We start from the raw sequence: 16,774 nt of genomic DNA, 5'->3' as shown, positions 1-16,774 counted from the left end.
CTCGTGTGTGGCCCTGGGGCAGCCGATGCCTCCTCATCACAGTGCAGTGTGTGTCTCCGTACCGTCAGCGTAGCCTGCTCTTCGGCACCTACGGCAGCAGCGGCCACCCCCTGGCGGTCGTGGCCGCCGTGAACGCGGTCAGCGTCGCGGCCCCATCGGCCGGCGCCACGGCGCCGAGTTTCAGGCTGACGAAATCGTTGCGGTCGAGCGATTTCGGCGGCGGCAACGCGAAGAACGGCAGCCTCAAGGCTTGTGCGATCCAGGCCTCGTCAGGCTTGCCCAGCGCCGCGAACTTCCCGGCGGTGTCGTACGGCTGATGCATCTGGCGGAACATGAAGTCGTCGAGCAGCGCGTTGCCCGGCCCGGTGTCGCAGGCGATCAGCGTGTCGGTCCCGTCGATATAGGTGATGTTGGAGACGCCGCCGATATTGACCACGACGATCGGCCCCTCGCGGTTCAGCGATTGCGCCAGCGCGCGGTGGTACACCGGCACGAGCGGCGCGCCCTGCCCGCCGGCGTCGACGTCGGCGGCTCGGAAATCATGCATCACCGGGATGTGGATCGCCCGGGCGAGCGCCAGCGCGTCGCCGATCTGCACCGTCAGCCTGCGCTCGGGGCGATGCAGCACGGTCTGGCCATGGAACCCGACGATGTCGATCTCCTGGGGAGAAATCCGATGCTGCGCCGTGAAGCTGGCGACCGCCTCGGCGTGGGCGGTCGTGACCGCCTGCTCGGCCTGTCGCAATATCCCCGGCCGGGCGTCGCGCTGCGACAGATGAACGGCTTCGGTCAGCGCCTGGCGCAGCAGGCTGCGCTCGCCGTCGGTGTAGGGCCGATAGCCCGTGGGGCCGAAGGCCTTGATCTGGCGGCCGTCGGTCTCGATCAATGCCACATCGACCCCGTCGAGCGAGGTACCGCTCATCAGACCGAGTGCCGTTAACATCATGCTGGAAGCGCCCCAGCCGGGAACCCCCGGCTTGTCTCAAACAAGTACATCCTATAATGCCACTGCGCGTCCGCCTGCGGCAGCCTCAGCGCCAAGGTTCCGCAAATAGATGCAAAAACCGTAAAACAAGAATGAGCTGGCTGGCCGACAAATGACTGCATTTAAATCGGATTTCCTGAACACTCTACAGGAACGCGGCTTCGTTCACCAGTGCTCCGATTTCGAGGGCCTCGACGCGCTTGCCGCCAAGGGCGAGGCAACCGCCTATGTCGGCTACGACTGCACCGCGCCGTCGCTGCACATCGGCAACTTCCTCACCATGATGATGCTGTACTGGCTGCAGCAGAGCGGCAACAAGCCGATCACGCTGATGGGCGGCGGCACCACGATGGTGGGCGATCCCTCCGGCAAGGACGAGACGCGCGCGATGCGCACCGTTGCAGAGATCGAAGCCAACAAGGCCTCGATCCGCGGCGTGTTCGCCAAGGTGCTGCGCTATGGCGACGGACATGCCGACGCCATCATGCTCGACAACGCCGAGTGGCTGACGAAATTGAACTGGATCGAGATGCTGCGCGACATCGGCCGCCACTTCTCGGTCAACCGCATGCTCACGATGGACTCGGTGCGGCTCCGGCTCGAGCGCGAGCAGGAGATGAGCTTCATCGAGTTCAACTACATGGTCTGCCAGGCCTACGACTTCGTCGAACTGTCGCGCCGCGCCGGCTGCCGGTTGCAGATGGGCGGCTCCGACCAGTGGGGCAACATCGTCAACGGCGTCGATCTCGGCCGCCGCATGGGCTCGCCGCAACTGTTCGCGCTGACCACGCCGCTGCTCACCACCGCCTCCGGCGACAAGATGGGCAAGACTGCGAAGGGCGCGGTGTGGCTCAACGCCGACCAGTTCTCGCCGTACGACTTCTGGCAGTACTGGCGCAATGTCGAGGACGCCGACGTCGTCAAGTTCCTCAAGCTGTTCACCATCCTGCCGATGAGCGAGATCGGCAAGCTCGCGGCGCTGGCTGGCGGCGAGATCAACGAAGCCAAAAAGGTGCTGGCCACTGAGGCGACCGCCCTGCTCCACGGCCGCGATGCGGCCAATGAGGCCGCCGAGACCGCGCGCCGCACCTTCGAGGAAGGCGCGTTGGCAGAGACCTTGCCGACGGTGGAAATTCCGCGCGGCGAATTTGAAGCCGGCGTCGGCGTGCTCATCGCCTTCGTCAAGGCCGAGCTCGTCGCCTCCAACGGCGAAGCGCGCCGGCAGATCAAGGGCGGCGGACTGCGCGTCAACGATGCCGCCGTCACCGATGAGAAGATGCTGCTGACATCCGCCAATCTCACGCCGGAAGGCGTGGTCAAGCTGTCGCTCGGCAAGAAGCGCCACGTCCTGCTGAAGCCTGCATAGGCGCATTCGGATTTGTCGGTTGTGGGGAGTGCGGAAAGCGCGCTCCCTCTTTCGGATGGATCAGACCACGCCTCCGAACGAGACGCTTGCAGCGCCGCCGAAACAGTCGCGCGTCGCGCTCAACGTGCTCGCGCTGTGCTTCGTGCTGTCGGTGCTCGGGCGCGGCCTCAGCGACAGCTTCACGGTGTTCCTGAAACCGATCTCGGAGAATTTCGGCTGGGACCGCGCGTCGGTCGTTTCGGTCTATTCGCTGACCTGGCTCGCCAGCGGCCTGACCGCGCCGCTGGTCGGGCGCCTGTTCGACCGCTCGGGGCCGCGTGTGGTCTATGCGCTGGGCCTGTCGCTGCTTGGTTGCGCATTCCTGATCGCTTCGCGCGCGCAACAGCTCTGGCAATTCCAGCTCAGCGTCGGCCTCTGCGTCGGCTTCGGCACCGCGCTGATCGGCAACGTCTCGAACTCGATCCTGCTCGGCCGCTGGTTCGGGCCGCGGCTGCCGACCGCGATGGCCGTGATGTATTCGGCGACCGGCGCCGGCCTGTTGCTGCTGCTGCCGCTATCGCAGGTGCTGATCGACCGGATCGGCTGGCGCGAGGCCTATCAGGTGTTCGGCATCAGTGCGCTCTGCCTCCTCATTCCACTCGTCTTGCTGCCGTGGCGGCTGCTTGCCGGCGGATCGCCGCACATCGTGAAGAAGGCCGAGCCCGGCCTGATCGATGAAGGTTGGACGCTGCTTGCCGCGGTGCGACATCACGCTTTCTGGGCGCTGTTCTCGACCTTCTTCTTCACCGCGATTGCGATGTATGCGCTCACGGCGCAGATCGTCGCCTATTTGATCGATGTCGGCTTCCCGCCGCTACAGGCGGCCACCGCCTGGGGCTTCTCCGGCGTCGCGCTGTTCGTCGGCATGCTCGGCGTATCGACGCTCGACGGCATCATCGGCCGCCGCCCCAGTGTGCTGTTCAGCTACGGCGTCTCGATAGCAGGCATCATCCTGCTTTGGCTATTGCAGTGGTACCCGAACTACTGGCTGCTGACCGGCTTCATCATCTGCTTCGGCAGCATGATCGGCTCGCGCGGGCCACTGATCACCGCGACGGCGCTGAAGATATTCCGGGGCGAGCGGGTCGGTACAATCTATGGGACCATCATGATCGGCAGCGGCCTAGGATCAGGTCTAGGCTCTTGGTTTGGCGGGATAATTCACGATTGGACGCACAGCTATAATCCACTGATCGCCTTCGCGCTGGTCAATGTCGTACTCGGCCTGATCCCGTTTTTGGTGGTGCCCGCGCTGCGGCGTTGATGGACGCTACCGGCTTCGCCGCGCCCAACCCGACCCGTGCGGAACCGTGCGCAACCGTGCACATAGTTGCATTGTTTTTGGCAGATAGATTGGATAGGATCGGCCTTGCGACGATCATCGCAAACTTCGCCGTATCCTAATTATCTCACTTTTTGGCATATAGGCGGTACTTGATGACCATCGCAACGAACATCGCAATGACCATCAAGGTATCAAATGCCCAAAATAGCGAAGGAATTGACGCCTTTAGCCGTCTCCCGGCTGAAACATCCTGAACCGGCCAACCCGTCCGATCCGGATAGCGGGGGCGAATTCAACGCATATTTCGCGGTCGGAGGCGTTGCCGGGCTGATGCTCCAAATCACTCCCAAAGGCGGCCGATCATGGGTGCTGCGAACGACCGTCGCAACGAAGCGCCGCAACATGGGATTGGGCAGCTATCCCGAGATCACCTTGGAAGCGGCGCGCAATGCGGCCCGCAACGCCAAGGCAAGCGTTCGTGACGGACGTGATCCGATCATCGAACGGAAAGCGGCTCGCGCGGCGTTGGAAGCCGAACAGAAACGCGGATTGACGTTCACCGACGCACTAAAGGTCTATCTGCCGACCAAACTAGCTGCATTGGGAAGCGAGAAAAACCGGAAGGCGTTGGAAGCAACCTTGAACACCTACGCCAAGCCTGAACTTGGCCGAATGCTTGTGAATGACATCAGCGTGCAAGACGTTCTGCGCGTCGTATCACCGATATGGAACGATCGAACGCAAACGGCCATGCGGCTGCGCGCCGAAATTGAAAACGTACTGGCATGGGCCACCGTTCACGGCCACCGATCAGGCGACAATCCCGCGCGTTGGGACGGCAATCTAGCCTTGACGTTGCCGCGCCCGTCCAAAGTTGCCGGAACGGAAAATCATCCGGCCATCGCATTGACCGACGCAACGTCATGGTTTGCAGCCGTGCGCAAACGGGACGGCACCGCAGCGAAAGCGCTGGAATTCATCGCGTTGAACGCGTCCCGATCGGGCGAAGTTCGCGGAATGCAATGGTCGGAATACGACGCCAAAGCGAAGATTTGGACCGTTCCAGCGGCGCGGATGAAAGCGAGAAAAGAACATCGTATCCCGTTGAGTGACGAAGCAATCGCAATTATCGAAAAGCAACCGCATTTGGACGAAAGCGATTATGTGTTTGCCTCACCATCTGGCGGGATGCTGACTGATGCCGCTATCAGTGCCGCAATGAAGCGGATGACCAAGGACGATGGCAAGCAATGGATTGATCCAAAAAACGGACGGCCCGCCGTTCCCCATGGGTTGCGATCCACATTCCGCGATTGGGCAGGCGAGAAAACCACCTACCCCAACGAAATGGCCGAACTGGCTTTGGCGCATACCGTTGGGGATAAAGTCGAGGCGGCCTATCGTCGCGGCGACATGATCGAAAAGCGCCGACACATGATGCAGGATTGGGCTAACTTCCTGTATGGCAACCGCGCGGCATCAGACAACGTAATCGACATGACGACCGCGACTAAGAAGCGAGCGAAGCACTAATGGGCACGGAAACCCTTTTCTTCATAGCGTTCATTGTGTGGTTCATTTACGAATGGCGTAAGTGACCATCGCGATAATCACAGCTAACAATTTGCATTTTATCGGCCCGGTACGCTTCGCGCGCTACCGGGCATTTTCTTGCCATTATAGATGCGTCTAGCGGCATGGCAGCGCGACTTAGCGCACGGCCATGAAAGGACGCCCGATGCTTGCCACCCGACTACTAGCAGCCATACTGCCCTCGCCGCTCAACCTGGCTGTATTCGCCAATAGCGAGCCGCCCGGCCCGGAACGGTTCATCACGGACAAACAGCTTGCCGGGCGTTGGGGAATTGATCCGTCCACCATTTGGCGCAACGCGAAAAAATCGCCGACATATCCGCAGCCGGTGAAGTTGTCGGCGCGCGTGACACGGTTTAGATTGAGCGATGTTGAACGTCACGAACGATCGTGGAATAGGGACGCGTAGTCACATGAAGGCATATCGTTTGGTTATCGATTTGATTTCGGCCTGAATGCCTCAGAATACGCAACCGACGCCCGAAGAGTTGGCCGATATCCTTCGTGAACTCACCAAGAGAGCGGCAATCATCAATGCGTTGCTCGCTTTCGTGGGCATAAGCGTGACCCTGTATGTCTACCTCAAGTTTCCAATCCCCTCTGAAATCATCCGTCATGGGCTCGACAAGTTTGGTAAGCCACTCGAACCCGAGAACGCAATTTCTTATCTCTTTGCCTTCCCATGCTTCCTGATCTGGCTTGTCGTAATGCCATTGTTGGGAGGCAAGCAGGCCGCGCGCATGACTACTGATGAAGCTGTCGCTAGAGCGCGAGAGATATTCCCTTGGATGCGTTGGGCAAAGCCAATCGAACCATCCGTTCCATTATACCAGCTGCTTTGCATGGCTCTAGTAGGCGTCCAAATCCTCGTCCTTAGCCTAACCATCTTCCGCGCTGTTTCAGCCGCGATCGGCAAGTTCTGATTGCTATTGCCCTCCGTATGGGCAGCGTTGTGATGCGTTTACTTGCCAGTGCTGCCGAACTGCTGATGATTGATGCGATGATAGATAAGGCCGGACGCGATAGACGCCCGGCCCATATTTCCCGATTATTTCTTGCTCGTTCGGTTGCTAACGTCTTAGCTTCGACAACCGCGACCGATGCGACAAGCCGTCATCGTTGCCTATTGGCAGAGCGACCAGACAGACGGATGTCCGCGACCGGCCAATCGGCGAACCGAATGCGATAGCATAGGCAACGGTGTGAACGACGATAAGCTAAGGAGTTCGCCCGCCGAACGCGCTCGACCAGCGCAGCCCTCTTGTGGCTCGTTAAATCGCTCCACCAAGCATCGGACATGCAAGTGTGTTCAACGTGCTCGAAGGCGCATTGAACAGCCAGCGATGCCATCTGCTCCTTCGGCAGAGCAACAAAGGTGTCCACGAACTTTCTTGGTGCAGCCTCGCCTTGGAGCCAAGTGAAGACAAGCACTGCTGCGCCATCGGCAGCGAGCAGGTGCATCGCCACATAGCAGCAATCGTCAGCAAGATTCTGCACGCGTCGTGCGGCGAAATCGTAGTGTGGGCAAAAGGCGCCAGCGGCCACCACGGCAGGCGGCGCATCGAAGCGCACGATGAGGCTCTCAACATCTCCAAAACGTCGGGCTGCAATCAACTTTTCAATGCGGCTCAAGGCCGGGTACGCATCATCCAAGGCTTTCTGGTTACAAATAGAAATCCATGAATATCTGACATCCTGCGGTTCTTCCGATTCCCAATCAAGCTCCCTCTCCGCCGACTCAAGCTGGTTGCTGCGCTGATAGAATTCAGCGGCCATTGCTCGATAGTGCAGCAGCGCCAGTTGCTCAGGCGAAAAGACGAGCGGCGTGTCTTCAATGGGCGCAAACAGTTTCTTGTCGTGACCAGCGCAGAAACAGTTCATGGTCGAGAACTCGCCTACGCCAATCTCTACCGCCTCAAACTTGGTTCGCTGCATCTTCATTATAGCAAGCAACGAGTTTGGGACGGCAACGATATGCCCATTCCGCGAGATTTGCCTCAGTTGGGAACGAGGAACGATGTGCGCACGGACGATATGGCCTCGACATGGCGGCTGGTAGCGAGCGGCAAGGCACTCCTTCGTCTTGAAGACACGTTGGTGCCTCTCGGCAAAGCGCCACAGCTGAGGTGGAATCGACATGGCCCGCAAGATAGGGCCTTTCGCATAATCCGCACAGCCATGCCGGTGAGAGTGCGGACAAGATAGCGTCGGCCGCTAAGTAGCTGATAATTCAATGATTTGGCACGCGCGTTTTCGACGGTGTTGCCAAGACATGAGCAGGACGCGAGGTAGTCCTCAGTTTTGATGGAGGACGACCTACATATGGAACACGATCCGCAATTCACAATTCGACTACTCGGCTGGCAAATCGAAGCACAAGGTGCCGTTGGCGTCGTTGGCGTAGTTGCAGCGTTAGCGTTGCTGAGTTTTATTGTTGCTTTCGTTGCGATGCACGCTGCATCTCTGACATTCTGAGATGATCGCCATGACCACCTTGGGCCAATTAATCGACTTCTATGTGGCTGATCCAAATTCCGGACTCAGCAATCTCAGCTATCGAGCTCGCGAGAACAGCCGTCGTTACTTGCGCCGTATCAAAGCTGAAAAAGGAGCATGCCCCGTCGAAGCGATCAACTCTTCCATGCTTGTCTATTGGAATCAGATGTGGGGCCGTGACGGTAAGAATGCCACGGCTCGCGCACTCAAATGGCAATTGACGTCTCTGTTTGCCTATGGCGCTATTTCAAAACAGGACACGAAGTGCATGGAGCTACTCGAAGCCATCAAGGGTATCCACAACGGAACGGTCGCGAGACCCACAGCGAAACTGAGCATCGAACAAGCTAAAGCGATTATCGCGAAGGCTCACGAATGGGGTGCGCATTCCATCGCCTTTGTGCAGGCATTGCAGTTCGAAACTCCTTTGACGCAACGTGATTGTCTCGGCGAATACGTACCATTGGAATATCCCGGCTATACCAACGTTATTTGGCGTGGAATGAAGTGGTTGCACGGCCTTCGCTGGTCCGAAGTTAGTGACGATTTGGTTCTGCGACGTAGGAACCTCGAATTGGATTTGAAGAACGCGCCGTTGGTGTTAGCCGAATTGGATTATTGGAGGGACTTTCGCCGTGGCGACAGTCCCGTGATCATCAGTGAAGCAACCGCCTTACCATGGATTGCCTCCGAATTTCGGCGCAAATGGCGTCGTATTGCTGATGCCGCTAGGGTGCCCGCGAGTCTAAGAAATATGGATAGCTGAACCGGCGCAAGATAAGCACGGAAGGTGCGTGACTTGGCATACACCGCCGCGAGTGCAAACCCGCGCGCGCAATACTTCCCGCAAACTCCCCGGTGTTCGGCTACTACAGGATTAGCCGTCACCGTTCGATCGGGACGGCTCGCAACCACTTGTGGAAAGGTCTGCCCCGTTCCGTGCAGGACCGTGCGTGACCGTGCAGCGCGCATTTTCGCGACCTTGTGAGATCGGCGCGAAGCGGTGACGGTTGCTGATGCGAAATTCGTAACAGCAACGGAGGCACACATGGCGACCCTCGAATATCATCGGCAATGGCGGGACCGCCGACGCGCTGAACGTCAGGCACACAAGCAAATCGCCCTGGCCGCCATAGACGCAATGCTAGAGCGCGCCGCAGCGGCCGAGCCGGACGTTTTCAGGGGCGTACTTGAACAGGCTCATATCGCCCGCGAAGCCCTTGAAGCTGCCCTCGCCGCTCGCGCTACGGCCGCACAGTAGCCATCGAAAGAAAAAGGCGGACCGGGTCGCAACCGGTCCGCCTGTAATCACTCAACGCGCCTTCCAGCCACGAAAGAACGCTGTAACCCTTCCCTGCAAGAAAGGATCAACATCCGTGTGTATGCATCAGTCCGCAGACTTTTTCAAGCTCCGTGCAATCCCGATCGGTAAAATCTCGCTCGCCGTATTCGATAGCGGGCAGAGCTATGACCAAGCTTACGCGTACATCGCCGCACTTGTTCAAGGCGATCCGAACGCGGCGATCATCGACACGAGATGCATCCACGACGTAAGGAAAGACCTTCCCGCTATTCCTCGCAGGGGCACATTGCCCGCGCTTTGGAGCGAGCTTTGCAAATGGAACAATGACGGTTATGGCGTGTTCGTTTGTATCTCAGAAATGGACGGCAACGGGCGCGAGATCGCCAACGTAAAGACGATACGTTGCCAAGCGATTGATTTGGACAACCTGTCCGCTCAACAAAATTACGAACGCGCGGCGCAATTCAACCCTCCCCCATCGTTTGCAGTACAGTCATCGCCAAACAAATTTCATTGCTATTGGGTCACGCAACAGCACACCGACCGCGACAAATTCACATTATTGCAATGCAAATTACGCGTTTGGTTCGATGGCGACAAAAAGGTTATCGATAGTTCAAGAGTGCTGCGCGTTCCGGGGTTCTATCATCTTAAAGACCCCAACAATCCCCATCTAGTTACGTGTTGGGGGTTGAGCGGCTACGGCAAGCCGATTGATCCCGCAATGCTTGAAATTGCTTTGGCTGGCGTCACCGTGATCGATACCAGCGGCGGACGGCATCCGTTGGGCGAAGCGTCATTGCAGGCACCATCGCTTGATTTTGCGATACGAGCGCTTAACGCCATCGACCCAAACACCCTTGATCGCGACAATTGGATATCGGTTACATCGGCATTTAAACAAGCCGCATGGAATTTTGCACCGGAAACGCAGCTATTCGACGAATGGTCGCGATGGTCGATACAATACACGCTTGAAGATGGCACCAAGCCGACGCCCGCTTATCTGAGGAAAAACTGGCTCAGCATTCGAGAAACTGAAATCGGATGGCAATCATTCGAACGCCGCGTACCTCATATTCATGCTGAAATAGTGTTCGGCGAGCGCAAGGCCGATACTTTACCAACAACCCCGCCGATGCCGCACGAACAGCAACAGTCGCAAGCGCCGCGAGTGCTAGACGGCTATGAAAATGTGATATCCACGGTCACCAATGACAACGGCAAGAATACGCTGATTGAAACGGTTCGGATGCTGCACAACAACTTGCCCATTGCGTTCGATGAATTTACGCAAACCATCTCGGCTATAAATGAACTGGCTTGGGACAAAACTTCCTCATATCCGCGACAATGGACTGAGACGGACACGATCCATTGCCAGCTATATGTTCAAGCCTGTTCGATTAAACCCGGCAAGGATACTGTGCACGACGCTGTGAGGATCATCGCGGACAAGCACAAGAAGCATCAGGTTCGCGACTATCTCAATGCACTTCAATGGGACGGCATCGAGCGCTTGCCGTTGCTCGCAACCCGATACTTCGGAACGGAACAAACGCTCTATACGTGCGCTGTTGGCGTGAAATTCATGATCGGTGCTGTTGCCCGCATCATGAAACCCGGCTGTAAGATGGATAACGCAGTCATCCTAGAAGGTGCACAAGGCAAACTGAAATCGTCATCCATCGCCGCGCTTGCGGGATCAGATTGGTTCACCGATGAATTGCCCGACTTGCAAACAAAGGACGCCGCAATTCAATTGACAGGAAAATGGATCATCGAAGTTTCCGAGTTGTCCGCATTGAAGCGTTCGGACGTTGAGACAATCAAGAAATTCATGAGCCGATCAAACGATCGATACCGCGCACCATATGAGAAGATCGCATCTGATCACCTTCGGCAATCTGTGTTTGTCGCCACGACCAACGATGAACAATACCTGAAAGATCAAACCGGCAACCGCCGTTTCTGGCCTCTGGCGTGCGGCACAATCGATGTTGAGGCGATTAAGCGGGACCGCGATCAACTATGGGCGGAAGCGCTCGCACGCTATCGCAACGGCGAACGATGGTGGTTTGATGCGAGCGAGGAACATCTAGCACGCGCAGAACAAGAGCAACGCCGCGAGGTTGATCCGTGGCAGGAAAAAATCACTTCATACGTTGAAGCGTTGAACGGATTGCCAACCACCATCGAAACAATTTGTTTCCTTCTGAACATTCCATTCGAACGGCAGAATTCAATCATCAATAAGCGCATCGCAACTTGCTTGAACCACGCCGAATATTTCAGGAAACAAATTCGATATGGCGACGACAAGCGTGCTTGGCGATACGTAAAAACAAAGACCGCACACTAAACGCGAACGGCCCGGCATCGTCCGGGCCGTTTTTTTATTCCATAATTTTGCATAATTATAATTATGGACGCTAATTTCCCGTCCGGACGGGTCTTGTCACCGCTTGCACCACTCGGCACCGGTGACTTCCCCTATATTACCTCGTTTCTCTATACTCCCATCCATACCCGTCTATTACTCTTACCTATTTTCAGTGGTGACAGTGGTGACAGTGGTGAAGACGCGGAAAATGCAGCGAATTTTTTGTCACCACTGAAAACGTTGCAGTGGTGCGAGCGGTGACCACCCTCACCCGTCCGATCATCGCAGCTATCAACCCCTCAGCCGTCCATATCGTTGGTCATAGCGTTCGCACGTATCGACGCCCCTCTAAATCACGTCCTATCTGCCATACGGATGGAAATTGCGATCGTGATTGCGTTGGCCAAGCGATCACGCATGTCGAATTGGTTGCGCAATTCATCGTTGTGAATATCGCGATATTCTACTGTTGATCGAAACTCGCCAATGAATCATCTTTGACGAACCGAAACCGGCAATCCAGCCGAACGTCAAACAAAGGAATTTGAAGATGCAGGCAACCGTCAGCACAGTCCCCAATCGCGGGACCTTGCATACCGTTTTGCACGAGGATGGCCGTCGCGTGGCGGCGACGGTCCCGACCGCCCCTAACGGCAGCGTGTTCGTCGGGCCGCTTGCGGGCCTCGCCGACAGGCTCAGCAATCTGGCTACCGGCGTGAACGTCGGCAACGGGCAATACTTGCCAGCGGCGCGCGCAGAGGCTCTGAGGCAGGGCGTGATCAATCTCGGCGTTGACGGAGCTTTCCGGGCCGTTGCAGGGGTCGGCCAGAAGGAACGCCGCGATATCGCGAGTGCGAAGGCAACGGCGATGGAAGTGCCACCGGCGACCCCCGCAACGGCCGCAATGGCCGCAAGGACGCTCGTTCTCTGGGACCGGGCCGATATCGGCGGCAAAGCCAACATGCTCAACACTCTGCCGGTTGACGGGCTTGGGGCGTTGATCGCGAGCGGCGCTTATCGAGAAGATGGCATTCCCGCCGAGCTACAGCAGGTCGCGGCCGATCGTTACATGGCCTTAAATCATGTTCGGAGGGTCGGCTTGCAAGCCGATCACACGCTCGTTGCGGATCACAACGATCCTCTCGCAACGGGACCGAATGTAGAAGCTGCAACGAACGCGGCACGAGCGGCCGTAAAAACACTCAACGCACGTTCCGAAACGGTCGAAAGTGTTTCCGACGCTTTGCGCAGCATCATCAGCATGGTCGGGCTAGCTACCGATTTGAGTGATCAGAAAGCATACCAACTGCTTTCCACCGGATCGATTGCTTGATCATCGCAACATGGCCGGACGGCATCAACAACTGTCCGGCCATCGCAACACGCAACTGGAATGATCAGATGAGCCGCAAGAAAGGATTGCCATCTGCTATCGTGTTGCGGACGGCACCGGAAACGAATGTCGCGGATATCTGCGCGCAGTTCGGAGTTACCCGCCAGATGTTGGGATATCTCAGAGCAGTGCATAACTTCCCTGCGTCGAGGCGGTGCGGCGCTCAGCACTGGACGATCACGAGAGAAATCGGACAGTGGTGTGCAGAGCGATCAATTTCTGTAATTTGGACGTAGAGCCCATGACCAACGTTACGCAGTTACAGCCACCCTCAGACCTCCATAAATCTGAGGGCGTGCGCGACGATAAGGGGCGTTATGTGCGTGGCCCCGGGCGCAAGGTCGGCTCGAAGAACAGGCAAAGCGCCGATCTGATGAAACTCATTCGCGCGGACTACTTGATTTTTTATCAGAAGCTCCATGCCGCGCTAGTTGCAGGTGAGCAATGGGCCGCCCAGTTGTACGCGAAATACCTGCTGCCATCGCGCACCGTCGAAATGGAAGGCGCTGAACCGGAGGATATTAAACAAGCCTTCGTTGATGGGGAAATAAGTGCGGATGAAGCCAAGGCGGTAGCAACAGCACTCGAAAAATTGAAAAACATCGCCGATATCGAAGACATCAAACGCCATATCGAAAATCTGATCGCAACGGCGCAACAGCAACCACGATGACCCGTGCGATCGCATCGCTCAAAAAGCAAGTTGCTGCACTCACGGCGCAGATAAAGCCGCCGAACAGTCTTGCCGCACGCCTTGATACGCTAACCGATCAGCAACGCACGCAATACGACCGCTACTCTGAACGCATGTCAGCATTCATCGCGCGTAACGATATCGATGAGGATGGCAATCCCGGCAACGCCTACGCGATGACGCTTCGCGGCTATGGTCCGCAATTGCCTGCAAGGATCAACAAGGCTTTGTTCGGCGAAATGCCAACACTACCGCTGAATGCCAGCGACGAACAAGCCGCGCAAATGTGGCTCAATGAGGTAACGCGATGACCACTGTTTATGTTGAAATAGCCAAGCTTACTTTCACGATCAGCGACGGAAAGATTGAATGCATCGAAAAAGGCCGTTCCGGCTTTCCCGATATCAAAGCCGATATGTTGGACGCCACGTTTGACGCAATCCATATCGCTGGCGATAGACTTTATCTCGACTGGCTAGCGCTGACCGATCTCGCGGCCTTTTTGTACCGCGAACATCCACAAATGCGTTGGAAGCGGTTCACGCGCAAGCTGCTCGATTACTTCCCCGGCTCGATCCACATCAAAGACTTAATGCGTGCGACGCTGCGATGCATCGCTGAGAGGGAGCATTTTGCTCAAGGGGACGGACTTCATTTTATCGGCCGCGTTCGCAGCACCCACATCGATGAAATGCGGATGATCAAGACTACATTCGTAAAACAGTATGGACATTTGCTGGTCACTTACAGTGACGCAGAACGGGCATCGCTGTAAAACACGGCCAACCGGACGGGCCGCCCATCATCGTCCAAACAGCAGAGGCAACTTCCCCATGGCAACGAAACTGACCAACGAAGAACACCGCGAAGCAGGGTTTTCGCATCTCGACTACATGCGCGAGTTGTTGAAGCGCGACGGCGATAAGGCGGCTTTGTATCTACACGCAGCGCACATGCGATCACTGCTCGCGGCGGCATCTCCCGAAAAGCGCTAATCGAATGCAGCACCGGTCGTTTATTGCTATCCTGCCGGTGCCCGCAACCCCGGACGTGCGGTCACCGCACGTCTGGGGAGTGTGACTTGAGAGCAATGCCGCGATGATGGAGCGCCTAGGTCCGCTTTCGGGGGCGGAACAGACACGCGACCCGATCTCAGCGATATCGCCTTTTGACCCAACCCAGACATCCGATGGTAAGTTCAAGATTTAACCAAAGGTTGCGTTGCTTTAGTGATCGCGCTGTGTGACACATGTGTCTCCATCTTGAACAGTACTCCCTCAATGACAGGCGACCCATACCCAACGATACTTCCGCTGGCTTTGGGCATTCCGCTGTCCTTGTTTCTTAATTTCGGCGCTCCTATCGCGGCCTACCTGTTCTCTCGCAGGCTTAAAAGACACAAGTGGTGGCCGCATGTAGTGGCCTGCTTCTGGGAAATTATCTCGATAGTCGTCTTTGCTTTTTTGCTTCTTCCTGCGATTCCTGCCGACGAAGCCTCAGGCCCCGGCGATGGTCTTCTATTAATTCCGACGGTGCTGTCGGTCGCAGTGGTGCTTCTTGGTTATTGCATAGTGTCGATATGGAAATTATTCGCTCTGCTTGCGCGCTCATAGCTCGGCAATTCTTCCGACAAATTTTGATAAGGCGAAGATGCTCGAACGGGCTCCCTAACTTTTGGCGACCGTCAGCTTCTGGCCCTTTTCGGAAGTGCCGCGCTGGCTACGGAAGGTCCGGTGTCGGCGGTGAAGCGGACCTCACGGTTGCGCGGTCCGACTTCCGAGTTTGACCCAAAGCGGAAATCACAACCGCTTCATTCATCGTTTAGCACGCCGATCTTTTCGGTTGATCGACCGATGCTGCGCAACCTATCATTTGGCGTGCCCGATATTCAAAGCTGGCCTTGGCGGAGCAAAATGAGCACAGCAATGAAAGGCGGTTTGATCGGCTTGGTCGTGGTCGAATTGGTAATACTCGTTATGTACCTGTTCGGCACCACCAACCCGGCGTTTTTTGCTGTGGTGACGATTGGTGTGCCCGCACTAGCTCTGACGGTTGCTCTGCCCATAGCGTTGTGGGTCAGGTCCAATCGGTCTTCAACTCAAAACGGGCCACCTTCAAATTCGAACTAGGCCGCCGTGTCCGCTTGTGGCCCCAAGCGGCCGACCCGGCATGTCGGCTTAATGTCTACTCTTTGGGGGTGAAGCGGACGCGATATGCTCAACCCGAGTTCTTCCGCGTATGCCCCCACAACGGACATTCAACAGGCGACCGCACGCGCTCGCGCTACCGCTTCTATACTCAGATGAGAGATTATCGTGCTCGGACGTGCTACTGACTAGCGAGCCCGCTTTACGTTTTAACGAAGGGAATGGGTAATGAAGCGCTTGCTGATCGTGCTGGCCGTCGTGCTTGCTGGTTCGATGATCGTATACGGCGGCTTGGCTCTCTTCGCCCACGCCTTCATGCAGGCGGACAGCTATCCGACCTTTATGGCCGATTACCAAGCAAAGACGCCTCATTCATATGAGGAAGCCAAACGCTCTTTCTCTGATTTTGTAGCCAAGGCATTTCCAATCGGCTCCGACGAGAGCGATGCAATTGCGCAAATCACCAACGGCGGGTTCCAGATCACAACGTCAAGTTCGGAAAAGGTCGAGCTTGTTTGGAAGCGACATTCAGGCCCCTGTAGCGAGCAGTATTCGATTGTTATCGGCAGGGACCCCAATGGAAGGATTGCAAAGATAGCCGGCCAGCTACGTCCGATTTGCCTCTAACCAATAAGTGCTGCCTTGGCTTGGTTTGTCTGCTCGTGGCCCAGGCCGTGTGAAAACTCCGCCTCTACTATTAGTATTCTCCGGTGAATCGACGGGGACGGGCGATGGCGGGATTCGTGGAAGGGGTTGATCGCGGACAGAGCACGTTGTTCCCTGCACGGCTCGACGACTACCTGTCCGAGGACAATCCGGTGCGTGCGATTGATGTGTTCGTCGATGGGCTCGATCTGGATAAGCTCGGTTTCGTTGGCGTTCGGTCGCTTGACACGGGGCGACCCGGCTACCATCCCGGCATGATGCTCAAGCTCTATATCTACGGCTACCTCAATCGGGTGCCGTCGAGCCGACGCCTGGAGCGGGAATGTCAACGCAATATCGAGATGATCTGGCTGACCGGGCAGTTGGCACCGGACTTCAAGACCATCGCCGATTTCCGCAAGGACAATGGCAAGGCCATTCGTGA

Annotated in this window: 20 protein-coding genes and 1 pseudogene; 19 read left to right on the top strand and 2 right to left on the bottom strand. The window is 56.8% G+C overall.

Going from position 1 to position 16,774, the window contains the following annotated elements:
• Positions 1–91: 91 nt before the first annotated feature.
• Positions 92–946: pseudogene (locus tag FNJ47_RS35445) on the bottom strand (anhydro-N-acetylmuramic acid kinase); the annotation flags it as partial.
• A gap of 151 nt (positions 947–1,097) precedes the next feature.
• Between FNJ47_RS35445 and tyrS the strand changes: the two are divergent.
• The 5 genes from tyrS to FNJ47_RS35420 all read left to right on the top strand — a co-directional run bounded on the left by tyrS (position 1,098) and on the right by FNJ47_RS35420 (position 6,191).
• On the top strand, positions 1,098–2,351 hold the full coding sequence (tyrS, locus tag FNJ47_RS35440) for a tyrosine--tRNA ligase (protein WP_163160541.1): 1,254 nt from the start codon (positions 1,098–1,100) through the stop codon (positions 2,349–2,351).
• A gap of 55 nt (positions 2,352–2,406) precedes the next feature.
• Positions 2,407–3,654, top strand: coding sequence for an MFS transporter (locus FNJ47_RS35435; RefSeq protein ID WP_163160540.1), 1,248 nt, complete (start codon positions 2,407–2,409; stop codon positions 3,652–3,654).
• A gap of 216 nt (positions 3,655–3,870) precedes the next feature.
• Positions 3,871–5,208 (top strand): tyrosine-type recombinase/integrase, encoded by a 1,338-nt coding sequence (locus tag FNJ47_RS35430; RefSeq protein ID WP_163160539.1) that lies wholly within the window; start codon positions 3,871–3,873, stop codon positions 5,206–5,208.
• 205 nt (positions 5,209–5,413) lie between these two features.
• A complete protein-coding gene (locus FNJ47_RS35425) occupies positions 5,414–5,677 on the top strand; it encodes a helix-turn-helix transcriptional regulator (protein ID WP_163160538.1) in 264 nt (87 codons plus the stop codon).
• Between the two features lie 46 nt (positions 5,678–5,723).
• Positions 5,724–6,191: a hypothetical protein gene (locus FNJ47_RS35420; RefSeq protein WP_163160537.1), complete on the top strand. Its 468-nt coding sequence runs from the start codon at positions 5,724–5,726 to the stop codon at positions 6,189–6,191.
• Positions 6,192–6,381: 190 nt separating this feature from the next.
• Here FNJ47_RS35420 and FNJ47_RS35415 read toward each other — a convergent pair whose 3' ends face one another.
• Positions 6,382–7,209 (bottom strand): hypothetical protein, encoded by an 828-nt coding sequence (locus FNJ47_RS35415; protein WP_163160536.1) that lies wholly within the window; start codon positions 7,207–7,209, stop codon positions 6,382–6,384.
• 381 nt (positions 7,210–7,590) lie between these two features.
• On the opposite strand from FNJ47_RS35415, the gene FNJ47_RS35410 reads away from it, so the two are divergent.
• From FNJ47_RS35410 to FNJ47_RS35350, 14 genes are all read left to right on the top strand, one after another.
• Positions 7,591–7,743: a hypothetical protein gene (locus FNJ47_RS35410; RefSeq protein ID WP_163160535.1), complete on the top strand. Its 153-nt coding sequence runs from the start codon at positions 7,591–7,593 to the stop codon at positions 7,741–7,743.
• Between the two features lies 1 nt (position 7,744).
• Positions 7,745–8,530: a hypothetical protein gene (locus FNJ47_RS35405; protein WP_163160534.1), complete on the top strand. Its 786-nt coding sequence runs from the start codon at positions 7,745–7,747 to the stop codon at positions 8,528–8,530.
• Between the two features lie 282 nt (positions 8,531–8,812).
• A complete protein-coding gene (locus FNJ47_RS35400) occupies positions 8,813–9,025 on the top strand; it encodes a hypothetical protein (RefSeq protein WP_163160533.1) in 213 nt (70 codons plus the stop codon).
• Between the two features lie 121 nt (positions 9,026–9,146).
• Positions 9,147–11,429, top strand: a complete 2,283-nt coding sequence (locus tag FNJ47_RS35395) for a VapE domain-containing protein (RefSeq protein WP_236000276.1) — start codon at positions 9,147–9,149, stop codon at positions 11,427–11,429.
• A gap of 571 nt (positions 11,430–12,000) precedes the next feature.
• Positions 12,001–12,783: a hypothetical protein gene (locus FNJ47_RS35390; RefSeq protein WP_163160531.1), complete on the top strand. Its 783-nt coding sequence runs from the start codon at positions 12,001–12,003 to the stop codon at positions 12,781–12,783.
• Positions 12,780–13,079 (top strand): hypothetical protein, encoded by a 300-nt coding sequence (locus FNJ47_RS35385; RefSeq protein ID WP_163160530.1) that lies wholly within the window; start codon positions 12,780–12,782, stop codon positions 13,077–13,079. Before FNJ47_RS35390 ends, FNJ47_RS35385 begins: the two co-directional genes overlap by 4 nt.
• 5 nt (positions 13,080–13,084) lie before the next feature.
• Positions 13,085–13,516, top strand: a complete 432-nt coding sequence (locus FNJ47_RS35380; protein ID WP_163160529.1) for a hypothetical protein — start codon at positions 13,085–13,087, stop codon at positions 13,514–13,516.
• Positions 13,513–13,848 (top strand): hypothetical protein, encoded by a 336-nt coding sequence (locus tag FNJ47_RS35375; protein WP_163160528.1) that lies wholly within the window; start codon positions 13,513–13,515, stop codon positions 13,846–13,848. Before FNJ47_RS35380 ends, FNJ47_RS35375 begins: the two co-directional genes overlap by 4 nt.
• Positions 13,845–14,312, top strand: coding sequence for a hypothetical protein (locus FNJ47_RS35370; RefSeq protein WP_163160527.1), 468 nt, complete (start codon positions 13,845–13,847; stop codon positions 14,310–14,312). The genes FNJ47_RS35375 and FNJ47_RS35370 overlap by 4 nt, the downstream gene beginning before the upstream one ends.
• A gap of 58 nt (positions 14,313–14,370) precedes the next feature.
• Positions 14,371–14,532, top strand: coding sequence for a hypothetical protein (locus FNJ47_RS50010; protein WP_165446010.1), 162 nt, complete (start codon positions 14,371–14,373; stop codon positions 14,530–14,532).
• A gap of 285 nt (positions 14,533–14,817) precedes the next feature.
• Positions 14,818–15,150, top strand: coding sequence for a hypothetical protein (locus tag FNJ47_RS35365; protein WP_163160526.1), 333 nt, complete (start codon positions 14,818–14,820; stop codon positions 15,148–15,150).
• Positions 15,151–15,270: 120 nt separating this feature from the next.
• Entirely contained in the window at positions 15,271–15,666 is a 396-nt protein-coding gene (locus tag FNJ47_RS51710) for a hypothetical protein (protein ID WP_236000275.1), read from the top strand.
• A 246-nt stretch (positions 15,667–15,912) separates the two neighbouring features.
• A complete protein-coding gene (locus FNJ47_RS35355) occupies positions 15,913–16,311 on the top strand; it encodes a hypothetical protein (RefSeq protein ID WP_163160525.1) in 399 nt (132 codons plus the stop codon).
• Between the two features lie 104 nt (positions 16,312–16,415).
• Positions 16,416–16,774, top strand: a 359-nt coding sequence (locus FNJ47_RS35350) for a transposase (protein ID WP_163160524.1), incomplete at its 3' end; no start/stop codon positions are given.

This window comes from Bradyrhizobium uaiense, from assembly GCF_010811875.1.
Taxonomy (GTDB): Bacteria; Pseudomonadota; Alphaproteobacteria; order Rhizobiales; family Xanthobacteraceae; genus Bradyrhizobium; species Bradyrhizobium uaiense.
This window is presented reverse-complemented; position numbering and strand designations above follow the sequence as displayed.